The 23,952-nt window shown below is 66.3% G+C and carries 21 protein-coding genes; 15 read left to right on the top strand and 6 right to left on the bottom strand.

Annotated elements, in window-relative coordinates; genetic code table 11:
* Positions 1-15: 15 nt before the first annotated feature.
* Genes secA through AWC06_RS07480 form a run of 3 tightly spaced genes read left to right on the top strand, consistent with a single transcriptional unit; the run spans position 16 to position 4,508 of the window.
* Positions 16-2,865, top strand: a complete 2,850-nt coding sequence (secA, locus tag AWC06_RS07490; protein ID WP_085195926.1) for a preprotein translocase subunit SecA — start codon at positions 16-18, stop codon at positions 2,863-2,865.
* Between the two features lie 4 nt (positions 2,866-2,869).
* Positions 2,870-3,352: a cation:proton antiporter regulatory subunit gene (locus AWC06_RS07485; protein ID WP_085195924.1), complete on the top strand. Its 483-nt coding sequence runs from the start codon at positions 2,870-2,872 to the stop codon at positions 3,350-3,352.
* A gap of 4 nt (positions 3,353-3,356) precedes the next feature.
* Positions 3,357-4,508, top strand: coding sequence for a cation:proton antiporter (locus AWC06_RS07480; RefSeq protein WP_085195922.1), 1,152 nt, complete (start codon positions 3,357-3,359; stop codon positions 4,506-4,508).
* On the opposite strand, the gene AWC06_RS07475 is transcribed toward AWC06_RS07480, so the two are convergent.
* Positions 4,494-4,973: an Rv3235 family protein gene (locus tag AWC06_RS07475; protein WP_085195920.1), complete on the bottom strand. Its 480-nt coding sequence runs from the start codon at positions 4,971-4,973 to the stop codon at positions 4,494-4,496. The two genes, AWC06_RS07480 and AWC06_RS07475, sit on opposite strands and share 15 nt — an antisense overlap.
* A 232-nt stretch (positions 4,974-5,205) precedes the next feature.
* Here AWC06_RS07475 and AWC06_RS23390 point away from each other — a divergent pair, with 232 nt between their 5' ends.
* The 7 genes from AWC06_RS23390 to AWC06_RS07440 all read left to right on the top strand — a co-directional run bounded on the left by AWC06_RS23390 (position 5,206) and on the right by AWC06_RS07440 (position 15,142).
* Positions 5,206-6,612: a WS/DGAT/MGAT family O-acyltransferase gene (locus AWC06_RS23390; protein WP_085195919.1), complete on the top strand. Its 1,407-nt coding sequence runs from the start codon at positions 5,206-5,208 to the stop codon at positions 6,610-6,612.
* Positions 6,613-6,640: 28 nt separating this feature from the next.
* Positions 6,641-7,486, top strand: a complete 846-nt coding sequence (gene ppk2 / locus AWC06_RS07465) for a polyphosphate kinase 2 (RefSeq protein ID WP_211281922.1) — start codon at positions 6,641-6,643, stop codon at positions 7,484-7,486.
* Positions 7,487-7,504: 18 nt separating this feature from the next.
* On the top strand, positions 7,505-8,020 hold the full coding sequence (locus AWC06_RS07460; RefSeq protein WP_085195915.1) for a DUF6912 family protein: 516 nt from the start codon (positions 7,505-7,507) through the stop codon (positions 8,018-8,020).
* Between the two features lie 44 nt (positions 8,021-8,064).
* Positions 8,065-9,201, top strand: a complete 1,137-nt coding sequence (locus tag AWC06_RS07455; protein WP_085195913.1) for a ferredoxin reductase — start codon at positions 8,065-8,067, stop codon at positions 9,199-9,201.
* Positions 9,202-9,283: 82 nt separating this feature from the next.
* Entirely contained in the window at positions 9,284-10,567 is a 1,284-nt protein-coding gene (locus AWC06_RS07450) for a fatty acid desaturase family protein (RefSeq protein WP_085195911.1), read from the top strand.
* Positions 10,568-10,633: 66 nt separating this feature from the next.
* Positions 10,634-13,756 (top strand): AAA family ATPase, encoded by a 3,123-nt coding sequence (locus AWC06_RS07445; protein ID WP_085195909.1) that lies wholly within the window; start codon positions 10,634-10,636, stop codon positions 13,754-13,756.
* A gap of 147 nt (positions 13,757-13,903) precedes the next feature.
* Positions 13,904-15,142, top strand: a complete 1,239-nt coding sequence (locus AWC06_RS07440) for a cytochrome P450 (RefSeq protein WP_085195907.1) — start codon at positions 13,904-13,906, stop codon at positions 15,140-15,142.
* Here the strand turns inward: AWC06_RS07440 and AWC06_RS07435 are convergent.
* Entirely contained in the window at positions 15,139-16,167 is a 1,029-nt protein-coding gene (locus AWC06_RS07435) for an LLM class flavin-dependent oxidoreductase (protein WP_085196067.1), read from the bottom strand. The two genes, AWC06_RS07440 and AWC06_RS07435, sit on opposite strands and share 4 nt — an antisense overlap.
* Positions 16,168-16,229: 62 nt before the next feature.
* Between AWC06_RS07435 and AWC06_RS07430 the strand changes: the two genes are divergently transcribed.
* The gene (locus AWC06_RS07430; protein ID WP_342351813.1) at positions 16,230-16,691 is read left to right on the top strand and encodes an SRPBCC family protein; all 462 of its coding nucleotides are present in this window, start codon (positions 16,230-16,232) and stop codon (positions 16,689-16,691) included.
* Positions 16,692-16,694: 3 nt separating this feature from the next.
* On the opposite strand, the gene rsgA is transcribed toward AWC06_RS07430, so the two are convergent.
* Together rsgA and aroA are read right to left on the bottom strand one after the other, a co-directional pair.
* The gene (gene rsgA / locus AWC06_RS07425; protein WP_085196063.1) at positions 16,695-17,675 is read right to left on the bottom strand and encodes a ribosome small subunit-dependent GTPase A; all 981 of its coding nucleotides are present in this window, start codon (positions 17,673-17,675) and stop codon (positions 16,695-16,697) included.
* Entirely contained in the window at positions 17,672-18,955 is a 1,284-nt protein-coding gene (gene aroA, locus AWC06_RS07420) for a 3-phosphoshikimate 1-carboxyvinyltransferase (RefSeq protein ID WP_085196065.1), read from the bottom strand. Before aroA ends, rsgA begins: the two co-directional genes overlap by 4 nt.
* A 36-nt stretch (positions 18,956-18,991) precedes the next feature.
* On the opposite strand from aroA, the gene AWC06_RS07415 reads away from it, so the two are divergent.
* The 4 genes from AWC06_RS07415 to AWC06_RS07395 all read left to right on the top strand — a co-directional run bounded on the left by AWC06_RS07415 (position 18,992) and on the right by AWC06_RS07395 (position 21,876).
* On the top strand, positions 18,992-19,753 hold the full coding sequence (locus AWC06_RS07415; RefSeq protein WP_085195903.1) for an SOS response-associated peptidase: 762 nt from the start codon (positions 18,992-18,994) through the stop codon (positions 19,751-19,753).
* Between the two features lie 269 nt (positions 19,754-20,022).
* On the top strand, positions 20,023-20,427 hold the full coding sequence (locus AWC06_RS07405) for a type II toxin-antitoxin system VapC family toxin (RefSeq protein ID WP_085195899.1): 405 nt from the start codon (positions 20,023-20,025) through the stop codon (positions 20,425-20,427).
* 34 nt (positions 20,428-20,461) lie between these two features.
* Complete coding sequence (locus AWC06_RS07400; RefSeq protein WP_085195897.1) at positions 20,462-21,049, top strand: TetR/AcrR family transcriptional regulator; 588 nt, start codon at positions 20,462-20,464, stop codon at positions 21,047-21,049.
* Positions 21,046-21,876, top strand: a complete 831-nt coding sequence (locus AWC06_RS07395) for an enoyl-CoA hydratase/isomerase family protein (RefSeq protein WP_085195895.1) — start codon at positions 21,046-21,048, stop codon at positions 21,874-21,876. Before AWC06_RS07400 ends, AWC06_RS07395 begins: the two co-directional genes overlap by 4 nt.
* A 23-nt stretch (positions 21,877-21,899) precedes the next feature.
* On the opposite strand, the gene AWC06_RS07390 is transcribed toward AWC06_RS07395, so the two are convergent.
* Positions 21,900-22,793: an RNA polymerase sigma-70 factor gene (locus tag AWC06_RS07390; protein WP_085195893.1), complete on the bottom strand. Its 894-nt coding sequence runs from the start codon at positions 22,791-22,793 to the stop codon at positions 21,900-21,902.
* Positions 22,790-23,950 carry an NAD(P)/FAD-dependent oxidoreductase gene (locus AWC06_RS07385; protein WP_085195891.1) on the bottom strand — a complete coding sequence of 387 codons (1,161 nt, stop codon included), beginning with the start codon at positions 23,948-23,950 and terminating at the stop codon, positions 22,790-22,792. The genes AWC06_RS07390 and AWC06_RS07385 overlap by 4 nt, the downstream gene beginning before the upstream one ends.
* Between the last annotated feature and the right edge of the window lie 2 nt (positions 23,951-23,952).

Here is a 23,952-nt window from a genome sequence, read left to right as displayed (position 1 = left end):
ATAAGGGACAAAGCCGTGCTTAGTAAGTTGCTGCGCCTTGGCGAAGGTCGCATGGTCAAGCGCCTCAAGGGGGTGGCCGACTATGTAGGCACCTTGTCCGACGACGTCGAAAAGCTGACCGACGCCGAGCTGCGGGCCAAGACCGACGAGTTCAAGAAGCGTCACGCCGACGGCGAAAGCCTTGACGACCTGCTGCCCGAAGCGTTCGCGGTGGCCCGTGAAGCGGCCTGGCGGGTGCTCGACCAGCGACCGTTCGACGTGCAGGTGATGGGCGCGGCGGCGCTGCACTTCGGCAACGTCGCCGAGATGAAGACCGGTGAAGGTAAGACGCTGACTTCGGTGCTGCCGGCCTACCTCAACGGCATCGGCGGCAAGGGCGTGCACATCGTCACCGTCAACGACTACCTGGCCAAACGCGACAGCGAGTGGATGGGCCGGGTGCACCGCTTCCTGGGCCTGGATGTCGGCGTGATCCTCGCGCAGATGCCGCCCGACGAGCGGCGCGTCGCCTATGCCGCCGACATCACCTATGGCACCAACAACGAGTTCGGCTTCGACTACCTGCGCGACAACATGGCCCATTCGCTGGAGGAGTGCGTCCAGCGCGGCCACAGCTATGCGATCGTCGACGAGGTCGACTCGATTCTGATCGACGAGGCCCGCACCCCGCTGATCATCTCCGGTCCGGCCGACGGCTCCTCGAACTGGTACACCGAGTTCGCCCGCTTGGCGCCGCTGATGGAAAAGGACGTCCACTACGAGGTCGACCTGCGCAAGCGCACCATCGGTGTGCACGAGCTCGGCGTGGAATTCGTCGAAGACCAGCTCGGCATCGACAACCTCTACGAGGCCGCCAACTCGCCGCTGGTCAGCTACCTCAACAACGCGATCAAGGCCAAGGAGCTGTTCCAGCGCGACAAGGACTACATCGTCCGCGACGGCGAGGTCCTCATCGTCGACGAGTTCACCGGTCGCGTGCTGTACGGCCGCCGCTACAACGAGGGCATGCACCAGGCCATCGAGGCCAAGGAGCACGTCGAGATCAAGGCCGAGAATCAGACGCTGGCGACCATCACCCTGCAGAACTATTTCCGGCTCTACGACAAGCTCGCCGGAATGACCGGGACCGCGCAGACCGAGGCCGCCGAGCTGCACGAGATCTACAAGCTCGGCGTGGTGAGCATCCCGACCAACAAGCCGATGATCCGCACCGACCAGTCCGACTTGATCTACAAGACCGAGGAGGCCAAGTACATCGCGGTCGTCGATGACGTCAGCGAGCGGTACGAAAAGGGTCAGCCTGTGCTCATCGGCACCACCAGCGTCGAGCGCTCGGAATATCTGTCGCGCCAGTTCCAGAAGCGTCGCATCCCGCACAACGTGCTCAACGCGAAGTACCACGAGCAGGAGGCCGGCATCATCGCGGTGGCCGGTCGGCGCGGTGCGATCACGGTTGCGACCAACATGGCCGGCCGCGGCACAGACATCGTGCTCGGCGGCAACGTCGACTTCCTGGCCGACACCCGGCTGCGCGAGCAGGGGCTGGACCCGGTCGAGACCCCGGAGGAATACGAGCAGGGCTGGCATGAGGTGTTGCCGCAGGTCAAATCCGAAGCCGCGGCCGAGGCCAAAGAGGTCATCGAGGCCGGCGGGCTCTACGTGCTGGGCACCGAGCGGCATGAGGCCCGGCGCATCGACAACCAGCTGCGCGGTCGCTCCGGGCGTCAGGGCGACCCCGGCGAGTCCCGGTTCTACCTGTCGCTGGGCGACGAGCTGATGCGGCGCTTCAACGGCGCCGCGCTGGAGTCGCTGCTCACCCGGCTCAATCTGCCCGACGATGTGCCGATCGAGGCCAAGATGGTGACCCGCGCGATCAAGAGCGCCCAGACCCAGGTCGAGCAGCAGAACTTCGAGGTCCGCAAGAACGTCCTCAAATACGACGAGGTGATGAACCAGCAGCGCAAGGTCATCTACGCCGAGCGCCGCCGCATCCTGGAGGGCGAGAACCTGCAGCAGCAGGCCCACGACATGCTCGTCGACGTGATCACCGCCTACGTCAACGGCGCCACCGCCGAGGGCTACGCCGAGGACTGGGATCTGGACAAGCTGTGGGATGCGCTGAAGACGCTGTATCCGGTCGGTATCGATCACAAGGATCTGTTCGACCCGAACGCCGTCGGCGAGCCCGGCGAGCTGACCCGCGAGGAGCTGCTCGACGCGTTGATCAAGGACGCCGAACGCGCCTACGCCGCACGCGAGGCCGAGCTCGAGGAGATCGCCGGTGCCGGCGCCATGCGCCAGCTGGAGCGCAACGTGCTGCTCAACGTCATCGACCGCAAGTGGCGTGAGCACCTCTACGAGATGGATTACCTCAAGGAGGGCATCGGCCTGCGCGCGATGGCCCAGCGCGACCCGCTGGTCGAGTACCAGCGCGAGGGCTACGACATGTTCATGGCCATGCTCGACGGGCTGAAAGAGGAGTCGGTCGGCTTCCTGTTCAACGTCGTGGTCGAGGCGGTGCCCCCACCCGAGGTCGCCCCAGTGGCCGAACCGGAGGATCTGGCGGAGTTCGCAACCGCCGCAGCGGCACGCGCACAAGAGCGGGCCGGCGTCGGCGCATCGCAACAGGCCGCGCCAAGCGCGTTGCGGACCAAGGGAATTGAGGACGACTCCCGCGCCCTGACCTACTCCGGCCCCGCCGAAGACGGGTCTGCGCAGGTGCAGGGCAACGGCGGTGGCGGGCAGAAGGGCTCGCCCGGGGTGCCGGCCGGCGCCAGCCGACGGGAACGACGAGAGGCCGCTCGCCGCCAGGGCCGTCAGGGGCCTAAGCCCCCCAAATCGGTGAAATCGACCAAACGGCGTTAGCACCGTGGACGTCAAAGAGGTGCTGCTGCCCAGCATCGGGGTCCGATACGAGTTCACCAGCCACGACGGCGAACGCATCGGCATCATCGCCCGGCGCAGCGGCGACTTCGAGGTCGTCCGATACGCACCCGACGATCCCGACCAGGCTTGTCCGGTCTTCCGGCTCACCGACGACGAGGCGGACGCCGTCGCCCAGATCCTGGGAGCGCCGCGGATCGCCGAACGGTTCACCGAGTTGACCAGGGAAGTACCTGGAATCGACGTAGGTCAAGCTCAGATCCGGCCGGGCAGCCCGTTCGTCGACCGGCCGCTCGGCGACACGGCCGCGCGCACCCGCACCGGCGCATCGATCGTCGCGATCGTTCGCAACGAGGAGGTGCTGGCCTCACCGGGGCCGGCCGAAGTGCTGCGCGCACAGGATGTGCTGGTGGTGATCGGCACCGAAGAGGGCATCGCCGGGGTCGAAGAGATCGTCGCTAAGGGCTGAGCCGGTGGAAGTCTCGGTGCCGCTGCTGTTGCAACTCGGCGCCGTCCTGACCGCGCTCGCCCTGCTGGGGGCCGTGACGCGCCGGTTCGCGCTCTCCCCGATACCGGTCTATCTGCTCGCCGGCCTCGGGCTGGGCACCGGCGGGGTGGCTCCGGTCTCCGCCGCGCGGGAGTTCATCGCCACCGGCGCGCCCATCGGGGTGGTGCTACTGCTGCTCACCCTGGGCCTGGAGTTCTCCGCCCCAGAATTCGCCAGCAGCCTGCGCTACCACCTGCCCTCGGCGGCGGTCGACATCGTCCTCAACGCCACACCCGGCGCCGTGGCCGGCTGGCTGCTGGGACTCAACGGCATCGGCATCCTCGCGCTGGCCGGAGTCACCTACGTGTCGTCGTCCGGTTTGATCGCGCGCCTCCTCGAGGACCTGCGCCGCCTTGGTAATCGGGAGACGCCGGCCGTGTTGGCCGTGCTTGTTCTGGAGGACTTCGCGATGGCGGCCTATCTGCCGTTTTTCGCGGTGCTGGCGTCGGGTGGCGGCTGGCTTCTCGCCCTGGGTGAGATGGTCGTGGCGGTTGTCGCGTTTTGGGTGGCGTTCGCCGCCTCGTATCGCTGGGGCCACCACGTCGGCCGGCTGGTTGGACACCCCGACTCCGAACAGCTGCTGCTGAGGGTGCTGGGCATCACGCTGATCGTGGCGGCGTTGGCCGAGCATGTGCACGCCTCGGCCGCCGTCGGGGCGTTTCTGGTCGGGCTCACCCTGACCGGGGAAACCGCCGACCGCTCCCGCAAGGTGCTGGGCCCGCTGCGTGACCTCTTCGCCGCGATCTTCTTTCTGGGCATCGGGGTGTCGGTCGATCCGCAACATCTGGTGCCGATGCTTCCGGTGGCCATCGCGCTGGCCGCCGTCACCGGCGCGACGAAGGTGGCGACCGGGGTGTTCGCCGCGCGGCGCGAGGGAGTGGCGCGGCGCGGGCAGCTGCGCGCCGGTACCACGCTGATCGCCAGGGCCGAATTCTCGCTGATCATCATCGGATTGGTGGGCTCGTCGATACCCGGCCTCGGTGCGCTGGCGATGGCCTATGTGTTTGTGGTGGCGATTGCCGGTCCGGTGCTGGCCCGGTTCACCGGCGGCCCCCTGCCGGCATCAGCCAATGTGTAGGGCCGCCACCTGCCACCGGTTGCCTGCGACTCGCTCGATGCGGCAGGCGATGGCGTGAACACGCCGGCCACGGCTGTAGGTTCCGAACACCTCGGCGACGGTCGGCCCGATCGCCTGCAGGCGCAACCGGCGCAGCACCGCTGCCTCCTCATGACCGGCCGCGAACCGGTTAGCGCACAGCACCGAGTCGACGAGGCCCGCGGCCAGCAACCCGCGCAGTTGCGCGATGGGGCGGCGGCGGTCGATGACCTCCAGGACTCGGCGCAGCGCCGCATCGGCGAAGATTGCCGCCTGCCGCATAGCAGCGGGCATGTTCGGAGAATCGGCAGCCGCGGTGTGTCGACCTGAATGTCGTTGCGGTACATGCGTGTTGGGGCGGCGCAATGCCTCCGGCGATGGGGGTTGACAGTGCCGGACGTCCCGCGGTGGCGGTTCGTAGTCCACGACGGGTCTGACGGATGACATTGCACTCTCCAGTGGTCTCGAAGGGACGAGCCTGCGGGAGAGTGGCAGACAACTGTGTTGCGGCGACCCGCTGCGCCCGGCTGCGCCGCGCTTGCGATCGCCGCGTGTGATCATCATCGCACAACTCCGGCATCCGCGTACCCGCACGTGCAGTCGGCCAGAGTCGCCGGTTACCGTGGGCGACAGATCGATTGGTCGGCGAATTGCCAAGGGCGGAAAAGGGAGAAGCGCCGTGACGCGGTTGTCCACGTCGGACGCGTCCTTCTACCAGCTGGAGAACACCGCCACTCCCATGTACGTGGGCTCGCTGTCGATCCTGCGCCAACCGCGCGCTGGGCTGAGCTACGAAACGTTGTTGGCCACCGTCGAACAGCGGCTCCCACGCGTCCCGCGGTACCGGCAGAAGGTCCGCGAAGTGACGATGGGCCTGGCCAGGCCGGTGTGGGTCGACGACCGTGACTTCGACATCACCTACCACGTCCGGCGCTCAGCGCTGCCGTCGCCGGGCAGCGACGAGCAACTGCACGAGCTGATCGCGCGGCTGGCCGCCCGGCCATTGGACAAGTCCCGGCCCCTGTGGGAGATGTACCTGGTCGAGGGTCTGGCCAAGAACCGCATCGCGCTCTACACCAAGTCGCACCAGGCGCTGATCAACGGGATGGGCGCGGTGGAAATCGGCCACGTCCTTGCCGACCGGTCACGGCGTCCGCCGCCGTTCATCGAAGACATCTGGTTGCCGGCCGGCGAACCCGGTACCGTGCGGCTGTTCTTGGGCGCGATCGCGGACTGGGCCACCCGCCCCGGCGCGCAGCTGAGGGCGGTCCAGTCCGGGCTGACCGAACTGGTAACCAACTCCGGACAAGTGGTCGAAGTGGGTCGACGGCTGTTCGATATCGCCCGAACGGTCGCGCGGGGCACTGCCCCCAGTAGCCCACTCAACACGAAGGTCTCCCGCAATCGGCGGTTCACGGTTGCGCGCGGACGTCTCGATGACTATCGGGCGGTGCGAGCGCGCTACAACTGCGACGTCAACGATGTGGTGCTGGCAGTGATAACCGGGGCGCTGCGCAACTGGCTGCTGTCTCGCGGTGAGCTGACGGCGCAGACCGATACGGTGCGGGCGATGGCGCCGCTGCCGGTGTATGTCGACGAGACGTTCGACTCGGCGAGCCGCGCGCAGGTGGTCAGCCAGGTGACACCGTTTCTGGTCGATCTGCCGGTGGGGGAGGGCAACGCTGTGGTGCGCCTATCCCAGATCGCGCACGCCACCGAGTCGAACCCGACCGCTGCCAGCCTCGTCGATGCGCGAACGATCGTGACGCTCTCGGGTTTCGTGCCGCCCACCCTGCACGCGATGGGTATCCGGGTCGCCACCAGCTTGTCGTCGCGGCTGTTCAACCTGCTGATCACCAACGCACCCGGCGCGCAGTCGCAGATGTATGTTGCGGGCGCAAAATTGCTGGAGACCTATGCGGTGCCGCCGCTGCTGAACAACCAGGTGCTGGCCATCGGCGTGACTTCCTACAACGGCACACTGTATTTCGGGATCAACGCCGACCGGGATGCGATGAGCGATGTTGACGTGCTGCCGGGGCTGCTCACCGAATCGCTGGACGAGCTGCTGGAAGCCGCACAGTAGCCGCCGCACGGCCTTACTATCCGATTCTGTGAGCAAAGAACCGACTGACAGGGGCACGTCGGCAAAGGCGCGTAAGATCCCGAACGACATCTATGAAGCCGAGTTGTTCCGGCTGCAAACGGAATTCGTCAAACTGCAAGAGTGGGTGCGATATTCCGGCGCCCGCATAGTGGTGATCTTCGAAGGCCGTGACGGAGCCGGCAAGGGTGGCACCATCAAGAGGATCACCGAATACCGCAATCCGCGGGTTGCCAGGATCGCGGCATTGCCCGCCCCGACCGATCGCGAACGCGGCCAGTGGTACTACCAGCGCTACATCGCGCATCTGCCCGCCGAGGGTGAGATCGTGCTGTTCGACCGGTCCTGGTACAACCGCGGCGGCGTCGAGAAAGTGATGGGATTTTGCACGCCGCAGGAACATGCGCTGTTCCTGCGCCAAACCCCGATCTTCGAGCAGATGCTCATCGAGGACGGGATTCTGCTACGCAAGTATTGGTTTTCGGTGTCCGACGACGAACAGTTGCGCCGATTCAGAGCGAGGCTCAACGACCCTGTCCGGCAATGGAAACTGAGCCCGATGGACCTGGAATCGCTGTATCGGTGGGAGGACTATTCCCGCGCCAAAGACGAGATGATGGTGCACACCGACGTTCCGAACAGCCCGTGGTATGTGGTGGAATCCGACATCAAAAAGCATGCGCGACTGAACATGATGGCGCACCTGTTGTCCACGATCGACTACCACGATGTGAAGAAGCCGAAGGTCAAACTGCCTCATCACCCGGTGGTGAGTGGCAACTATCAGCGACCGCCGCGTGAGCTCTCGACCTATGTCGACGACTATGTGGCAACGTTGATGGGCCCCAAAGAGTAACCGAATCATCGCCGCCCGATGCAGATTTATATTCCCGCGACCCTGGCCATGCTGCAGCAGCTCGTCGCCGATGGTTCGTTGGCGCCGGTCAACGGCATTGCGTTTGCGGTGACGCCCAGGCTGCGTGAGGCCTACGCCGAGGGTGACGACGATGAGCTCGGCGAGGTCGCGCTGCGCGAGGCCGCGTTGGCTTCGCTTCGGCTGCTGGCCGGCAGCGGCGACAATCTACCGCCACGGCGGGCGGTACTGGTCGCCGACGTCCCCGGCACAGGAGAAGTCCCGGGCAAGGTGACCTTGCGTCCGGATCTCGACGACGCGGTGGTGCGGATCGGCGCGCCGGTGCAGATCGACGACGTCGTCGCGGCGTTTGTCGACAATGCCGACGCGGAGGCGCATGTCAGGGCGGCGATTGCCGTCATCGACGCGGCCGACTTGGGCGACGAGGACGCCGAGCTGGCGGTCGGCGATGCGCAGGACCACGATCTGGCCTGGTATGCCACCCAAGAGCTGCAGTTCCTGCTCGACCTGCTTTGAGGCACTGGATACGGGACCGTAGGTTACGGTACCGTAGGTTGGTAATGACCAAGAGGATTTTCCGTCCGTCCGCGCAAGTCGTGGACACTCGGCGGTCGACCGTTCGCCGAACCTACCGGCATCCGGGCCGACACGCGCTGCGCAAGCTGGCCACGCGAATCACGACCCCGTTGCTGCCCGATGACTACCTGCATCTGGTCAATCCACTGTGGTCGGCGCGCGAACTTCGCGGCCGCATCGTCGAGGTCCGGCGCGAGACCGAGGACTCCGCGACGCTGGTGATCAAGCCGGGTTGGGGGTTCAGCTTCGACTATCAGCCCGGTCAGTACATCGGAATCGGGTTGCTGGTCGACGGGCGTTGGCGGTGGCGGTCGTATTCGCTGACGTCGAGCCCGGTGACGGGCGAGCGCACGGTGACAGTGACCGTCAAGGCGATGCCCGAGGGCTTCCTCTCCACCCACTTGGTGGCCGGCGTCGCGCCCGGGACGATCGTGCGACTGGCCGCGCCGCAGGGCAACTTCGTGCTGCCCGACCCGGCGCCGCCGACCGTGTTGTTCATCACGGCCGGCTCAGGCGTCACCCCGGTGATGTCGATGCTGCGAACATTGGTGCGCCGCAACCAAATCACAGACGTAATCCACCTGCACTCGTCGCCCACCGCGGCCGACGTGCTGTTCGGCGCCGAGCTCGACCGGCTGGCCCAGGATCACGCGGGCTACCAGCTGCGGCTGCGCACGACCCGCAGCCACGGTCGGCTCGATTTGAACCGGCTGGATGCCGAAGTGCCGGACTGGCGGGAGCGGCAGACCTGGGCGTGCGGGCCCGAAGGGATGCTGAACGCGGCGGAGCGGGTCTGGTCGGCCGCCGGTATCGGCGAGCGATTGCACCTCGAGCGGTTCGCGGTGTCGCGCGCGGCGCCGGCCGGTGTGGGGGGGACGGTCACGTTCGCGAAAAGCGGGAAAACCGCCGTCGCCGATGCGGCGACCTCATTGATGGATGCCGGCGAGCGGGCGGGGGTTCAGATGCCGTTCGGATGCCGGATGGGCATCTGCCAATCCTGTGTCGTCAGCCTGGTGGACGGCCACGTCCGCGACCTGCGGACCGGCGTGGAGCACGAACCCGGAACGCGCGTCCAGACCTGCATATCGGCGGCATCCGGCGATTGCGTGTTGGAAATTTAAAGGCTACTCATTGGTAACTTACGGTTTCGTAGCCTACGATAGCGTAGGTCAGCGAAAGTATGACTGAGGGAAGGCAGCAACGATGGCGATTACCGACGTCGACGTATTCGCACATCTCACCGAAGCCGACATCGAAAACCTGACCGTTGAGCTGGACGCCATCCGGCAAGACATCGAAGACTCTCGCGGTGAGCGGGACGCCCGCTACATCCGTCGCACCATCGGCGCGCAGCGCCTGCTGGAGGTTGCCGGCCGAGTACTGCTGGCAGCCAGTTCGCGGCGAACGGCCTGGTGGGCCGGCGCCGCCACCCTGGGCGTCGCCAAGATCGTCGAGAACATGGAGATCGGCCACAACGTGATGCACGGCCAGTGGGACTGGATGAACGATCCGGAGATCCACTCGTCGAGCTGGGAGTGGGACAACCTCGGTGCATCCAAGCACTGGCGGTACACCCATAACTTCGTGCACCACAAGTACGCCAACATCCTGGGCATGGACGACGACGTCGGCTATGGCATGCTGCGGGTCACCCGCGACCAGCGCTGGAAGCGCTACAACCTGCTCAACCCGGTGTTCAACGCGGTTCTTGCCCTGCTGTTCGAGTGGGGAGTGGGCCTCCAGCACGTCGAGATCGGCAAGATCATGAAGCGCCGTGCGGATCAGGAGGAAGCCCGTCGCCGGATCGACGAGTTCTTGGTCAAGGCCAGTCGGCAGCTGGTCAAGGACTATGTCGCATTCCCTGCGCTGACGGCGCTCTCGCCGGGCGCGACCTATCGGTCGACGCTGACCGCCAACTTGATGGCCAACGTGATCCGCAACGTGTGGTCCAACGCGGTGATCTTCTGCGGGCATTTCCCTGATGGCGCAGAGAAATTCACCAAGACCGACATGATCGGCGAAACCAAGGGCCAGTGGTATCTGCGTCAGATGCTCGGCAGCGCCAATTTCAACGCCGGGCCCGCGATGCGGTTCATGAGCGGCAACCTGTGCCACCAGATCGAACACCACCTGTATCCCGACCTGCCGAGCAATCGGCTCGCCGAGATCTCGGTGCGAGTGCGTGAGGTCTGCGACAAATACGACCTGCCCTACACGACGGGCCCGTTCCTGGTGCAATACGCGAAGACTTGGCGGACCATCGCCAAGCTGTCGTTGCCGGACAAGTACCTGCTCGACACCGCCGACAACGCTCCGGAGACCCGCAGCGAGCGGATGTTCGCCGAACTCGAGCCGGGATTCTTCGGTGCCGACCCGGCGACCGGACGCCGACGCGGCCTGAAGACCGCGATCGCGGCGGTGCGGGGTTGGCGGCGCAACAAGCGCACAGCCAAGCGCGCCGCCAGGCGCGACGACCTGGCGGCGTAGTCGCACTCTCTGCGCGAGCACGCTCGGCCTGTGGTTTAGCAGCGCAGCGCCGTGCGGGGTGCCACGATGAGTCGCGTGGCGCGTTCCGCCTGTGCTGCTTGTGGCGCCGAACTTCGCGATGGCGACAAGTTCTGCCACGAATGCGGTGCGGCAGTCAAGGCGGCCAGCCCGGCGGAGTACAAGCAGGTGACGGTCCTGTTCGCCGATGTCGTGCATTCGATGGACATCGCCGCAGCGGTCGGAGCGGAGCGGCTGCGCGAGATCATGACCGAGCTGCTGGATCGCGCGACGGCAGTCGTGAAGCGCTACGGCGGCACGGTGGACAAGTTCACCGGCGATGGCGTCATGGCAGTATTCGGTGCACCAATTGCCTTAGAAGACCATGCCTTTCGAGCATGTTTGGCAGCCGTTGAAATTCAAGCGGAAATGGCCGAGCTGGACTTGCAATTGCGCATCGGGCTGAACTCGGGCCGGGTGATCGCCGGTGAAATCGGCTCTAAGACTGTGAGTTACACGGCGATCGGCGAGCACGTCGGCATGGCGCAGCGAATGGAATCTGTCGCGCCACCCGGCGGTGTGATGCTCAGCGAGTCGACGGCTCGACTGGTCGAGAATACTGTGCTGCTCGATCAGCCTGAGCTCGTCCGCATCAAGGGTGCCGCCGAGCCGGTAAAGGCGAGGCGCCTAGTGGCGATCGGAGAACATCAGCCCGGCCGCCGCACCGAATCCACGTTGGTTGGTCGCACTTGGGAACTCAACACGGTCGTAGCAATCCTCGACGAGATCAGCGGCGGCGCAGGGTGTGTGGTCAACATCGTGGGGCCGCCGGGCATCGGCAAGAGCCGACTAGTCCGCGAAACAGCCGCAATCGCGACCGCCCGCGGTGTTCCCGTATTCACCAGCTACTGCGAGTCCCATACCAGCAGTCTCCCGTTCCGTCTGGTGGCCCAGTTATTGCGCGCGGGACTGGAAATCAACGATCTCAATCACGATGCGGCGCGATCCCGGGTGCGCGACCGCTTCCCCGACGCGGACCCGGAAGACCTGCTGCTCTTCGACGACTTGCTTGGCATCGGCAACCCCGCGGCGGCGCTGCCCGATATCGCTGCTGACGCGCGGCGACGGCGATTGACCGCTCTGGTCAATGCCGGCTCCCTGGCCCGGACCGAGCCGGCTGTATATGTGATCGAGGATGCACACTGGATCGACGAGGCCAGCGAATCGATGCTGGCCGATTTCTTGCCGGTGATCCCGCAGACCCCTTCCCTCATGCTGATCACCTACCGTCCCGAATACCGCGGTGCGCTGACGCGTGTTTCTGGCGTTCAAAGCATCGCGCTGCGGCCACTGAACGGCGCGCACACCGCGGTGTTGGCCGCCGAACTGCTCGGTGCCGACCCCTCGCTCGGTGAGGTGCCGGCACAGGTTGCCGCTCGTGCGGCCGGGAACCCGTTCTTCGTCGAGGAGATGGTGCGGGATCTTGCCGAACGCGGCGTATTGCATGGGCAGCCCGGCACATATCGATTGCGTGGGAGCGCCGCCGATGTCGACGTACCGGCCAGCCTGCAGACGACGATCACTGCCCGCATCGACCGGTTGGACCCGAAGGCCAAACAGACCGTGTACGCCGCGGCGGTCATTGGATCACGATTCGACACCGATCTGCTCGCCAAGCTCATCGACGACGCGGACGTGGCTCCGTTGCTCGACGCCGAACTTGTCGACCAGGTGAGGTTTATCCCGCGCGCCGAGTATGTGTTTCGTCATCCGCTGATTCGGACGGTGGCCTACGAAGCACAGCTGAAATCCGATCGTGCGCGAGTGCATCGGCGCTTGGCTGACGCGGTCGAACAGACGGATGAGAACGCGGCGATGATCGCCGAGCATCTTGAGGCTGCCGGCGACCTGCACGCGGCGTTCGACTGGCACATGCGGGCGGGGACGTGGTTCACCAACCGTGACATCGCCGCCGCGCACAACAGTTGGAGCCGGGCGCGGGAGGTCGCTGACCGACTGCCCGACGACGATCCGGAGCGCTCGACGATGCGGATTGCACCGCGCACCCTGTTGTCGGGAAGCGCATGGCGCGTTGGCGGCAGCGGCGCCGATACCGGCTTCGATGAACTACGTGACCTTTGCAACGCCTTCGGGGATCAGCGATCGCTGGCGATCGGCATGGCGGGGTTGCTGATTGTGCAAAACATGGGCGGGTATCGACGCCAGGCATCGCGTACCGCAACCCAACTCGCCGGACTGCTCGATTCCATCGGCGACCCGAATTTGACGGTCGCGTTGCTCAGCCTGGCATGCATCGGTAAATACGAAACCGGCGAAGTACGCGAAGGTCTGGCCTTCGCCCAACGGGTGATCGACCTTGCCCACGGCGACGCCACGAAAGGTGACTTGATCATCGGAAGCCCGCTGCCGTCAGCGATCGCAATGCGGGGCGTCACACGCTTTTGCCTGGGAATCGCGGGCTGGAAGGACGATTTCGGTCAGGCCATCGTGATGATCCGTGGGTCCGACGCATTCTCGGTCGCCGGGGCGGCTTGGTTGGCGTATGTCCCTGCGACCATGTGTGGTGTTCTCCTGGCCGATGAGACCGCACTGCATGACACCGCCGAATCGCTGGCGGTCGCAGAGCAATCCGGTGACAATCTGGCGCTGAACCTAGCCCGGACCAGCCGGGGCGTGGTCCTTGTGCATCGAGACGGTCCGCAGCGTCAAGCCGGGTTCGAATTGCTCGAGAAGATGCGCGAGACTGCGCTTAACCAGCAGTTTGCGGTGACAAACGTGCCGATCGCCGACATTTGTGTCGCACGGGAGCAGGCCCGGCTCGGCGACCTGGACGGAGCGATTGCGTTGGCCAGAGACGTCCTCGACGAATTGTTCATGTCTGACGGGCACATCTACACCGCTCCGGCGACGACGGTCTTTGTCGAGGCGTTATTGCAACGTGGCGGCGACGGCGATTTGGCCGATGCACAGGCCGCGATCGACCGGCTGGCGGCCGCGCCGACCGACCCGGGGTTCACGCTGCACGAGATTGCGCTGCTGCGGCTGCGTGCCCTGCTGGCGCAAGCCCATGGCGATGAAGCAGGCTACCGAGGCTATCGGGATCGCTATCGCAAGACGGCGAGGTCACTCGGGTTTGAAGGACACATCGCCATGGCCGAGGCCATGGCGTAACCGCAGGTCCCAGTCGCGGGCGGCCAGCCGGTCGCGAATGAGTACTGGACTCTGAGAACATCGCGTAGTCGTCTACGCATGTGGCGCGCGGCCGCCGGACCAAGACTTTGGGGTGAAGGGATTCACCACGATCTTCCGGAGGCGGCCATGACCATCGCGATCGATCGATCGAGCCCGACCGTATTTGATGCCGGACTGCCGGAGATCGACTATGAGCACTGCCAGAGCCCCGACGAGGCGCACGAAATAATCCACGCCGCCCGACGCCAGGCCCCGCTGGCGATCGGACCGCACGGACCGGAGGTGCTGACCTACGAACTGGTGCGAACCGTGCTGCGCGACCAACGATTCCGCGTGCCTCAAGGTATGTTCCTTGCGTCGCAAGGCATTACGAGCGGCCCCTTATGGGAGCGGGTTGCAACCAGCCTGATCAGTCTTGATGGCGCCGAGCACCACCGGCTGCGCCGACTGGTGTCCAAAGCGTTCACACCGCGCGCCACCGACCGGCTCCGCACGACGATCGACGACGTCATCAGCGAATTGGTTGACCGCTACAGCCCCGCGGGGCGCTGCGATGTCGTCACCGACATAGCACGCCAATATCCGATTCCAATCATTTGCGCGCTCCTCGGCGCACCCGCCGAGGATTGGGAGCTGTTCTCGGACTGGACAGACGACATCTTCAAGGTCTTCAGCTGGGACGTCGCCACCCACGAGCGGACCATCTTGGCTGCGTGGGAAGAACTCGACGCCTACATCGACGACATGGTCGCCCGCCGGCGCCAAACCCTGACCGACGACCTCATTTCGGAGCTGATCCGCGCCGAGGACAACGGCGATCACCTCAGCGCTGACGAGCTACGGATGATGGTGGCAGGCCTGCTGCTCGCCGGCACCGATACCACACGAAATCAACTCGCCGGCTCGGTACACGTACTCTGCGATCACCCTGACCAGTGGGCACTCTTGGCCCGGCGGCCAGAACTTGCGACCAATGCGGTCGAAGAGACCATGCGGCATTCTCCGATCGCATTTGTTGCGCTCCGCACGGCCATCGACGACGTCGAACTCGCGGGCGTCATGATTCCCGCCGGCACACTGGTCATCGCCAACACGGCTGCCGCCAACCGAGATCCCGAGGTCTACGACGACCCCGACCGTCTCGACATCACGCGGGAGGGCGCACCGGCGATGCAGACCTTCGGTGCCGGGATGCACTACTGCCTCGGCGCAAACCTCGCCAGGCTCGAACTAGCCGAAGCCTTGGCGATCATGGCACGGCGCATGCCCAACGCCCGGCGCACCGGCCCAGCCCCGTGGAAGCCGCTGACCGCGCTGAGCGGACCGGCCACCCTGCCCATCGAATTCGAACCTGCCAGAAGCTAAGCGGTCGAGTCGACGATGCCGACGAGCCGCTCGAGCGTCGCCAGCTGTTGTTCATAGTCGCCGTCCAGTTTCGCGAGCAACGTGGTTATCCCGACCTCGCGGTACCTGCTCACCCGCTCGGCGATCGACTCCTGTGTCCCGAGGAGATTCGTGAGGCGTCCGAGGTCGAGTGGCACAGCGCGTCGGGCGTCGTCGTGTCTTCCGGCCTGCCACAACTCGGCGACCGTGCTGACTTCGGCGCCGTAACCCAGCCGGGTGAAGGCGTCGTTGTAGAAGTTCCGGCCGGCCGAATTTGCAGAGCCCTCGCCCATGGCGCCGATGGTGAACGCGTATCCGTCGGCATGGCGGCGTGCGGCGTCGTCGGCAGACGCTTGGTCGTCATGGAACTCGACCGCGACCGGGGCCACCAGGTCGAGCTGGTCAAGTGTGCGGCCTGCACGCTGCGCCCCCTCTCGCAACGGGCCGAGAAACACTTCGGCGGCCTCCGGGATGAAGGCGTTACCCAACCACCCGTCGGCCAGCTCGCCGGTCAGGCGCAAGTTCTGCGGTCCCATGGCCGCCACGTACACCGGGACGTGATCGGGCCTGACCAGGGGTCGCAGCGCGGCGCCGCTGCTGTCTGGTAGCGGTAGCGGGTAGATCTCGCCGGCATGTTCCAGCCGCTCGCCGCGGCCGATGGTTCGGATGATCTCGATGGTTTCCCGCGTGGTCTGCACCGGCTTGCGGAATCGGACCCCGTGCCAACCTTCCATGACCCGCGGCCCCGACGTGCCCACTCCTAATATGAAGCGCCCGCCCGAAAGCTCCTGCAGACTCAGTGCCGATGTCGCCAGCAGTGCCGGACTGCGAGAACCCAACTGCACGACGAACGTTCCGAGCTTGACCGAGGAGGTCGTGGCCGCCAGGTAGGCCAGCCCGGTGAGCGCGTCGTAACCCCAGACCTCGGCAACCCACAACGACGCGACGCCGATCCGCTCGGCGTCAACCGCAAACTCCGCCGCGCCCGGTGAGCGAGGTTCTATCATGGCCCCGACCTTCATTGCGAGAAGAGTAGACGATGCGCTATCGCGATCAGCCCACAATCGAAGTGACACAGCGTGTTCGGTGCGACGTTCGCACGGCTTGGGAACTGGTCACCGACATCAACCTGCCGGCGCGCTGTTCGTCGGAACTGCAGTCGGTCGAGTGGGTTGGCGATGCGAAACGGGTTGAGGTCGGTGCGCGTTTCCGCGGTCGCAATCGTCATGAGGCCTTTGGAGATTGGGCGACGGTGTGTGAAGTCGTCGAGGTCGAAGACGAGCGTCGCTGGGTGTACAACGTCGCCGGACCGCAGGGTGTCAGCGCGACGTGGGCGTTCGAAGTCGAACCGGCCAGCGACGGCGTGCTGATCCGGCAGTGGGCGCGGATGGGGCCCGGCCCGTCGGGACTGAGCCCAGCGATCGCGGCGCAACCGGAGAAGGAGGCCAGGATCGTCTCCCGCCGCCTGGCCGAATGGCAGCAGAACATGCGAGCCAACCTGGAGTGGGTTCGGGCGCAGGCCGAGAGCTGAGGTTCAGGCCTCCCGCAGTACCGCCAGCAACCGCCGGGCGGCGGCCACCCGGCGGGCCGCGGCTCCTGTCAGGGCGTCCAGCGCGCATTCCGGGTCGGCGGGCGGACCGAGATGCCCGCAGCCGCGCGGGCAATCCTCGATCGCTTGGGCCAGATCCGAAAACGCCATCACCACGTCGTCAGGCTCGATGTGGGCCAGCCCGAACGAGCGGATGCCCGGCGTATCGATCACCCAGCCCGACCCGTTTAGCGGCAGCGCCACCGATTGCGACGAGGTGTGCCGACCCCTGCCGATCTCGGTGACCTCGCCGACGGCTCGATCCGCTTCCGGCACAAGGCGATTCACCAAAGTGGACTTGCCGACGCCCGAGTGACCCAACAGCACGGTGATCTTGCCGACCAGCAGCGGAGCAACGGCGTCCAGCGGGTCGTCGCGGCCCGCTGTGATAACGGTGAGGTCGAGGTCGGCGAACTGCTCGGCGAAGGGCTCGGCCGGTGCGAGATCGGTTTTGGTGAGGCACAGGATCGGTGTGAGTCCGCCGGCGTAGGCCGCGATCAGCGCGCGGTCTACCAGGCCGGTGCGCGGCGGCGGGTCGGCCAGCGCCACCACGATCAGCAGCTGATCGGCGTTGGCGACCACCACCCGTTCGGTGGGATCGGTGTCATCGGCGGTGCGCCGCAACACCGTTCGCCGCGGCCCGCGCCGGACGATGCGCGCCAGGGTATCCGGCCGGCCGGACAGATCGCCGACCACGTCGACCTCGTCGCCGACGACGATCGGTGTGCGGCCCAGTTCCCGTGCCCGCATCGCGGTGACGCGACGATCGGGGTCACCGTCGAGCACGCATCCCCAGCGGCCGCGGTCGACGCTGACCACCATCGCCGCCTCGGCGTCGGCGTGTTCGGGGCGGATCTTGGTCCGCGGCCGTGAGCCACGCCCCGAGCGGACCTTGACGTCGGACTCGTCGTAGTCGCCCGGCCTCAACCGCTGGACCTCTGAACCATGTCCGCCCACAGCCGCGGAAACTGCGGCAGCGTCTTGGCGGTGGTCGCGATGTCGTCCACCTGCACACCGGCGACTCGCAGGCCGACGATCGCACCGGCCATCGCCATCCGGTGATCGGCATACGAGAGCCAGATCCCCGGCCGCAGTGGTGTCGCGGTGATCTCCAGGCCGTCCGGGGTCTCGCGACAGCTGCCGCCCAGCCGGTTGATCTCGGAACTCAACGCGGCGAGGCGATCGGTTTCGTGGCCCCGCAGATGAGCGATACCAGTCAGCCGGGACACCGAACCAGGAGCGGCCAGCGCCGCGAGCACCGCAACCGCCGGAGTGAGTTCGCCGACGTCGCGCAGGTTGACGTCGAATCCTCCGTACGATTGCGGGCCCTTCACTTCCAGATACGAGTCTGTTTGAGTGACAACCGAATTCAGCTCCCGCAGGATCCCCAGAATGGCCTCGGCGGGTTGAATGCTGGTTGCCGGCCAACCGCTGATGCGCACCGTGCCGCCGCTGACCACTGCCGCCGCGATGAACGGGACGGCGTTGGACAGGTCCGGCTCGATGTGCCAGTCCCGGGCCGCCACCACGCCGGGTCTCACCTGCCAGCGGTTGGTCGTCGCGTCGTCGACGTGGACGCCGGCTTCCCGCAGCATCGCCACCGTCATGGCGATGTGCGGCGCCGACGGCAGCGCCGGACCTGTGTGCTGCACGGTGAGACCCTCGCCGAACGATGCGCCCGACAGCAGCAGACCGGACACGAACTGGGACGACGCCGATGCGTCGACCTCCACGGCGCCGCCGGCGACCGATCCCGCGCCGCGCACCCGGAACGGCAACCCGTCGCCGTCGACGTCGACACCAAGACTGCGCAGCGCATTAAGCAACGGTGCGATCGGCCGGGCCCGCGCTTGCTCGTCGCCGTCGAACTCGACGACCGTCGCGCCGAGCGCGGCGAGCGGCGGGACGAAACGCAACACCGTGCCGGCCAGGCCGCAATCGATGCGGGTGCCGGGCGTCGGGGAGATCCGCCCGCTGATGGTCAGCTCCGTAGCCGACCCCTCGACCCGCAGGCCCAGCGCGCTCAGCGCGCCGATCATCAGATCGGTATCCCGGCTGCGCAGTGCACCGCTGATCGCCGAGGCGCCACCGGTCGAGGCGGCCAGCGCGGAGAGCACCAAGGCCCGGTTGGTCTGGGACTTCGAGCCGGGCACGGTCAGCGTCGCGCACACCGGCGTCGACGCGTGCGGTGCAGCCCAGGTGTTCACGTGCTCCATCATCGCCTACCCGGCACTATGGGAGGTATGTGCGGACGATTCGCGGTAACCACAGATCCGGCCGCGCTGGCCGAGAAGATCCAGGCGATCAACGAGGCCCGGTCGGCAGAGTCCGCGGGCGGCCCCAACTACAACGTGGCGCCCACCACGACCATCACCACCGTGGTGCGTCGCCACGACGAACCCGACGACGAACCCACCCGGCGGGTACGGCTGATGCGGTGGGGGTTGGTACCGCCGTGGGCCAAGGCCGGACCCGAGGGTGCACCGGAATCCAAGGGTCCGCAGCTGATCAATGCCCGCGCCGACAAGGTCACCACTTCGCCGGCCTTCCGCTCGAGCGCCAAGTCCAAGCGCTGCCTGGTCCCGATGGACGGCTACTACGAATGGCGCGCCAACCCCGACGGGGCATCCGGGAAGAAGGCCCGCAAGACGCCGTTCTACATGTACCGCGAGGACGGCGAGCCGCTGTTCATGGCGGGCCTGTGGTCGGTGTGGAAGCCAGCCAAAGACGCGTCGCCGCTGCTGAGTTGCACGATCATCACCACGGATGCGGTCGGAGAGCTCGCCGAGATTCACGACCGGATGCCATTGGTTGTGGCCGAACGTGATTGGGACCGCTGGCTGGATCCCGACGCGCCGCCGGATCGCGAATTGCTGGACGGTCCGCCCGACGTGCGCGGCATCACCATGCGCGAGATATCGACATTGGTCAACAACGTGCGCAACAACGGGCCCGAGCTGATCGAACCGGCCGAGCCGCACCCCGAACAAGCGCGGCTACTCTAGAGGAAGCATGCATACATTGCTGCCGCGTCTCGATTGCATTTGTATTCCGGCGGCCACATCGACCTGGTGCACAACGCGGCCGAATTAGCACCGGTCATCGATATCTTTCTGCACCTCTCGGCGAACGGTCCTGAACCTGGGACATCGAGCTATCCTTACTTCGATTTTCTCGCTTTGGCCGGCGCGGTCCGGGTGCCCGCGGCGAAGCGCAATGCCGCGTGGGATGACGTGATCCGCCGCACCAGATTAAATCGTGCAGCGGCTCGACGGTGAGCTCGTTCGTTGACACGAACGTTTTGGTGCGCCACCTGACCGGTGACCCGCCGAAGATGGCGGCTCGCGCGACTTCATACCTCGCAACCGAACGAGAGTTGCTGCTGACTGACCTCGTGGTGGCCGAGACAGTTTACGTGCTGGAGTCGTTCTACGAGGCGCCACGCGCCCAAATCGCCCAGGCGATACGATCACTCGTCGTTTTCGACTCGATTGTCTGCGTCGATCCACCACTACTGCTCCGTGCGGTCGAGGTGTATGAGACCGACCGGATCGATTTCGCAGAAGCGTACTTGGTTGCGTGTGCCGAGAGCACAGGCGTTGGTCGAGCGGTGTCCTTCGACCGCTCAATCGATCGCGTCGGCACCGTCCAGCGCACGAGCCACCGCCGGTCTGAGTAACCGAGATTTTGTCGGTACTGCTAGAGTCTTTCTCGTGCCCAGGTCCGACGCGCGTGGGCAGCTGCTCGAGGTGGCCCGTCGCCGGTTCGCTGCCGACGGCGCACTGGCGGCGACCCTCGACGAGGTTCGGCGCGAAGCCGGGGTGAGCGTCGGCGCGCTTTACCACCATTTCCCAGACAAATCTGCTCTGGCGGCGGCCGTCTACGCCCAGGTGATGAGCGAATACCAGGCAGGATTCATCGCCATGCTGCGCCAACGCGCGGACGCAGAGGGCGGCATCCGCGGCGGCGTCGCGCACCACCTGCGATGGGTGGCCGCCAACCGCGCCGAGGCCGCATTGCTGCTCGGCGATCGACTGGACAGCGTCGAGCTGCGGGATTCCAATCGCGAGTTCTTCGCCGCCGTGCGGGATTGGTGGCGCCCGCACCACAACTACGGCGTCCTGCGGCCGATGATGCAACCGGCGATCACGGCCGCGTTGTGGTTCGGCCCGGCACAGGAATTCAGCCGACATTGGATCGCTGGCGACGAACCGACAATGCCGCGCGGTGTGATCAAGACCTTCGCCGATGCCGCCTGGATGACATTGCGCGCCAACGCTATTGAGGAGGAAGACCGATGAGCGCACTTTACGGCAACATGGTCGCCGACGGCGACGACCGCGAGGCGCCGTGCCGAGTACGCGTCGAGCACCGCGGCGACCGCGCTGTGGTGACGCTCGACGAGCCAGAGCGGCTCAACGTGCTCTCCGCGCCGCTCACCAGGCAACTGCGCCGCGCGCTCGAGGCTCTTGCCGCCGACAATGACATTCGCAGCGTGGTGATTACCGGCGCGGATCCCGGGTTCAGCGCCGGCGGCGACCTGAAGATGATGCGCACCGCGATCGACAAGCTAAGCCAACCCGAAGGGGTGGCCGACGTGTGGCGCTGGATCCGCCGCGAGTTCGGAGGCATCGCCCGGCTGATCGCCGGGTCGGACACCATCTTCGTCGCCGCGCTCAACGGCGCCGCCGCCGGAGTCGGCCTGGCTTGGGCGTTGACCTGCGACCTGACCATCGCCAGTGAGCGGGCGGTGATCGTGCCGGCGTTCGGGCGCCTCGGCCTGATCCCCGAGGTCGGCACCAGCTGGGCGTTGACCAGACGACTCGGCTATCAGGGCGCACTTGCCTACTACCTGCGCGGGGAGCACATCGACGCCCGCACCGCACAACGGTTGGGGCTGGTGCAGCAGGTCGTCGCTCACGACCAATTGCTCGCCACCGCCGACGAATGGTGCGCACGAGTCGCCGCGATGCCCGCGCACACCGTCGCGATGACCAAGCCACTGCTGCGCGCCGTGGCCGACGCCGCCTGGAACGACGCGCTCACGCTGGAAGAATTCGCCGAACCTACGTGCTTCACCACCGCGGCGTTCGCCGACAGCGTGCACACCATGCTGGGAACGGGCTGACCCGATGAGCGCTCGCGCGAACCTCACATCCGCTTGATGCCGTCGGCGACCGCATGCAGCTTGTCGGGGTTGGCGACATTGTGAATCTCGACAATGCGCCCTGCCTCGTCCAACTCGACCGTGAGCGTCGCAATGATGCGCCCGGCACCGCTGAACACGATGCCCGGCCCTCCGTTGATGTCGACGAGTTGCACTGTCATGTCGTGGATTTCGACGCCCTCGTAGGGCCGGCTCATCACCCCCATGATCCACGGGGCGACCTTGGCGCTGCCCTCGATCGGGCGCAGCGCTTGACGCACCTTGCCGCCGCCGTCGGTCCACAGCGTGACGTCGGGTGCGAGCAACTGCATCAACTCGTTAATGTCGCCGCCGGTGGCGGCGGCCAAAAACCGCTCGACGGCTTGGCGTTTCTCGTCGGGATCGGATTCGAACCGGGGCCGCCGCGCCTGGACGTGGTTGCGGGCCCGATGACCGGCTTGGCGGACGGCCGCCTCCGATCGGTCGACTGCTTGCGCGATCTCGCCGTAGCTGAAGTCGAAGACCTCCTTGAGCACGAACACCGCGCGTTCCAGCGGGCTCAGCGTCTCCAGCACCACCAGCATCGCCATCGACACCGACTCGGCGGTCAGCACGTCCTCAGCAGTGTCGGCGCTGGTCAGGATTGGCTCCGGAAGCCACGGTCCGACATAGGTTTCGCGTTTGCGCCGCGTTGAGCGCAGCCGCTCCATCGATAGGTTCGACACAATCCGCACTAGGTAGGCCTTCGCATCGGCGACCTGTGTGCGGTCGGCTGCCGACCACTTGAGCCAGGCGTCCTGTACCACGTCCTCCGCGTCGGCGGCGCTGCCGAGGATTCGGTAGGCGACCGAGAACATCAGGCTCCGGTGGTCGGCGAAGACCCGTTCATCGAGGCTCATCGGGTGGACCGTCCGCCGCGCCGCCAGAGCACTGCGCCCACCGCGGGCAACAGCTTGAGCAGTCGGTAGGTCTTCCACGGGCTGGCGCTCACCGTTTCTTTGTAGGCAACAGCCCACCGCCCGGCCAGATAGAAGCGCCCCGGGGTGTCGTCAGGACGGGTGAACTGGATGACCGCATCGTGGCGGCCCAGGCTTACCGGCTGGTGGACATAGCCGAACCGGAATGGCTTGGGCTGCTTGCCCTTCAGCTGCCGCGCGATCGAGGCCGCGGCATGCACGCCGGTCGGGATGCCGCTTTGGCAGGTGCCGTGCAGTACGCCGTAGCGCTGCTGGACCGCCGCCGCGTCCCCCACGGCGTAGACGTTGGGATGCGACACGGATCGCAGTGCGGCATCGGTGACGATCCGGCCGCGTTCGTCGACCCGCAACCCGGTGGCGCGCGCCAATGGTGAGACCCGCACGCCCGCAGTCCACAGCACCGCCTGCGCGGCGAGAATCTCGCCGTCGGCCAGCGCCACAGCGTCCGGGAGGACCTTCACCACGTCGACGCTGGCGCGCACCTGCACACCCAGTCGGGCCAACCCGGCAAGTAGACGTGCCCGGGCCTTGGGCCCCATCATTGCTCCCGGCTGCTCACTGCTCAGCAGGACAACGTCCAGGTCGGGACGCTGCTCGGCGATTTCGGCTGCGGATTCGATGCCGGTCAGTCCGCCGCCGGCCACCACCACCGTGCCGGTGGCCAGCCGATCGAGCTGCTCGGCCAGCAGCTCGGCGTCGTGAGCGCTATTGAGGGTGTACGCATGTTCATCGACGCCGGGGACGGCCTCGGCGTCGGCGACAGCGCCCAGCGCATAGACCAAGGTGTCGTAGCGCAGCGTGTATTCGTCGTCGATACGTACGGTCTGGGCGTCGGCGTCCACCGCCGTCACCCAGCCCTGCACGAACTCAACACCGGTGCCCGCCAACAGCTCTGGAATCTCCAGATCCGCGAGATTCTGGCCCGATGCGACCTGGTGCAACCGCAGCCGCTCGGTGAATCTCGCCTGCGGGTTGACCAAGGTGACATGGACGTCGTCGCGCCCCTTGACCCGCGCTGCCACGCTCATCGTCGCCGCCATACCCGTGTACCCGGCCCCGATGATCACGATCTCGTTCATGA

The organism is Mycobacterium fragae (assembly GCF_002102185.1).
In the GTDB taxonomy this organism is placed as follows: Bacteria; Actinomycetota; Actinomycetes; order Mycobacteriales; family Mycobacteriaceae; genus Mycobacterium; species Mycobacterium fragae.
Note: the sequence above shows the minus strand (reverse complement) of the source record. Positions and strands in the feature narration are given on the sequence as shown.

What these genes read in the sequence shown, in the direction of transcription:
- AWC06_RS07445 (WP_085195909.1), top strand. Translation starts at nt 10,634, where the DNA reads ATGAGTCGCGTGGCGCGTTCCGCCTGTGCTGCTTGTGGCGCCGAACTT.
- AWC06_RS07450 (WP_085195911.1), top strand. Translation starts at nt 9,284, where the DNA reads ATGGCGATTACCGACGTCGACGTATTCGCACATCTCACCGAAGCCGAC.
- AWC06_RS07460 (WP_085195915.1), top strand. Translation starts at nt 7,505, where the DNA reads ATGCAGATTTATATTCCCGCGACCCTGGCCATGCTGCAGCAGCTCGTC.
- AWC06_RS07415 (WP_085195903.1), top strand. Translation starts at nt 18,992, where the DNA reads ATGTGCGGACGATTCGCGGTAACCACAGATCCGGCCGCGCTGGCCGAG.
- AWC06_RS07475 (WP_085195920.1), bottom strand. Translation starts at nt 4,973, where the DNA reads ATGTCATCCGTCAGACCCGTCGTGGACTACGAACCGCCACCGCGGGAC.
- AWC06_RS07395 (WP_085195895.1), top strand. Translation starts at nt 21,046, where the DNA reads ATGAGCGCACTTTACGGCAACATGGTCGCCGACGGCGACGACCGCGAG.
- AWC06_RS07390 (WP_085195893.1), bottom strand. Translation starts at nt 22,793, where the DNA reads ATGAGCCTCGATGAACGGGTCTTCGCCGACCACCGGAGCCTGATGTTC.
- AWC06_RS07440 (WP_085195907.1), top strand. Translation starts at nt 13,904, where the DNA reads ATGACCATCGCGATCGATCGATCGAGCCCGACCGTATTTGATGCCGGA.
- AWC06_RS07435 (WP_085196067.1), bottom strand. Translation starts at nt 16,167, where the DNA reads ATGATAGAACCTCGCTCACCGGGCGCGGCGGAGTTTGCGGTTGACGCC.
- AWC06_RS07385 (WP_085195891.1), bottom strand. Translation starts at nt 23,950, where the DNA reads ATGAACGAGATCGTGATCATCGGGGCCGGGTACACGGGTATGGCGGCG.
- AWC06_RS07455 (WP_085195913.1), top strand. Translation starts at nt 8,065, where the DNA reads ATGACCAAGAGGATTTTCCGTCCGTCCGCGCAAGTCGTGGACACTCGG.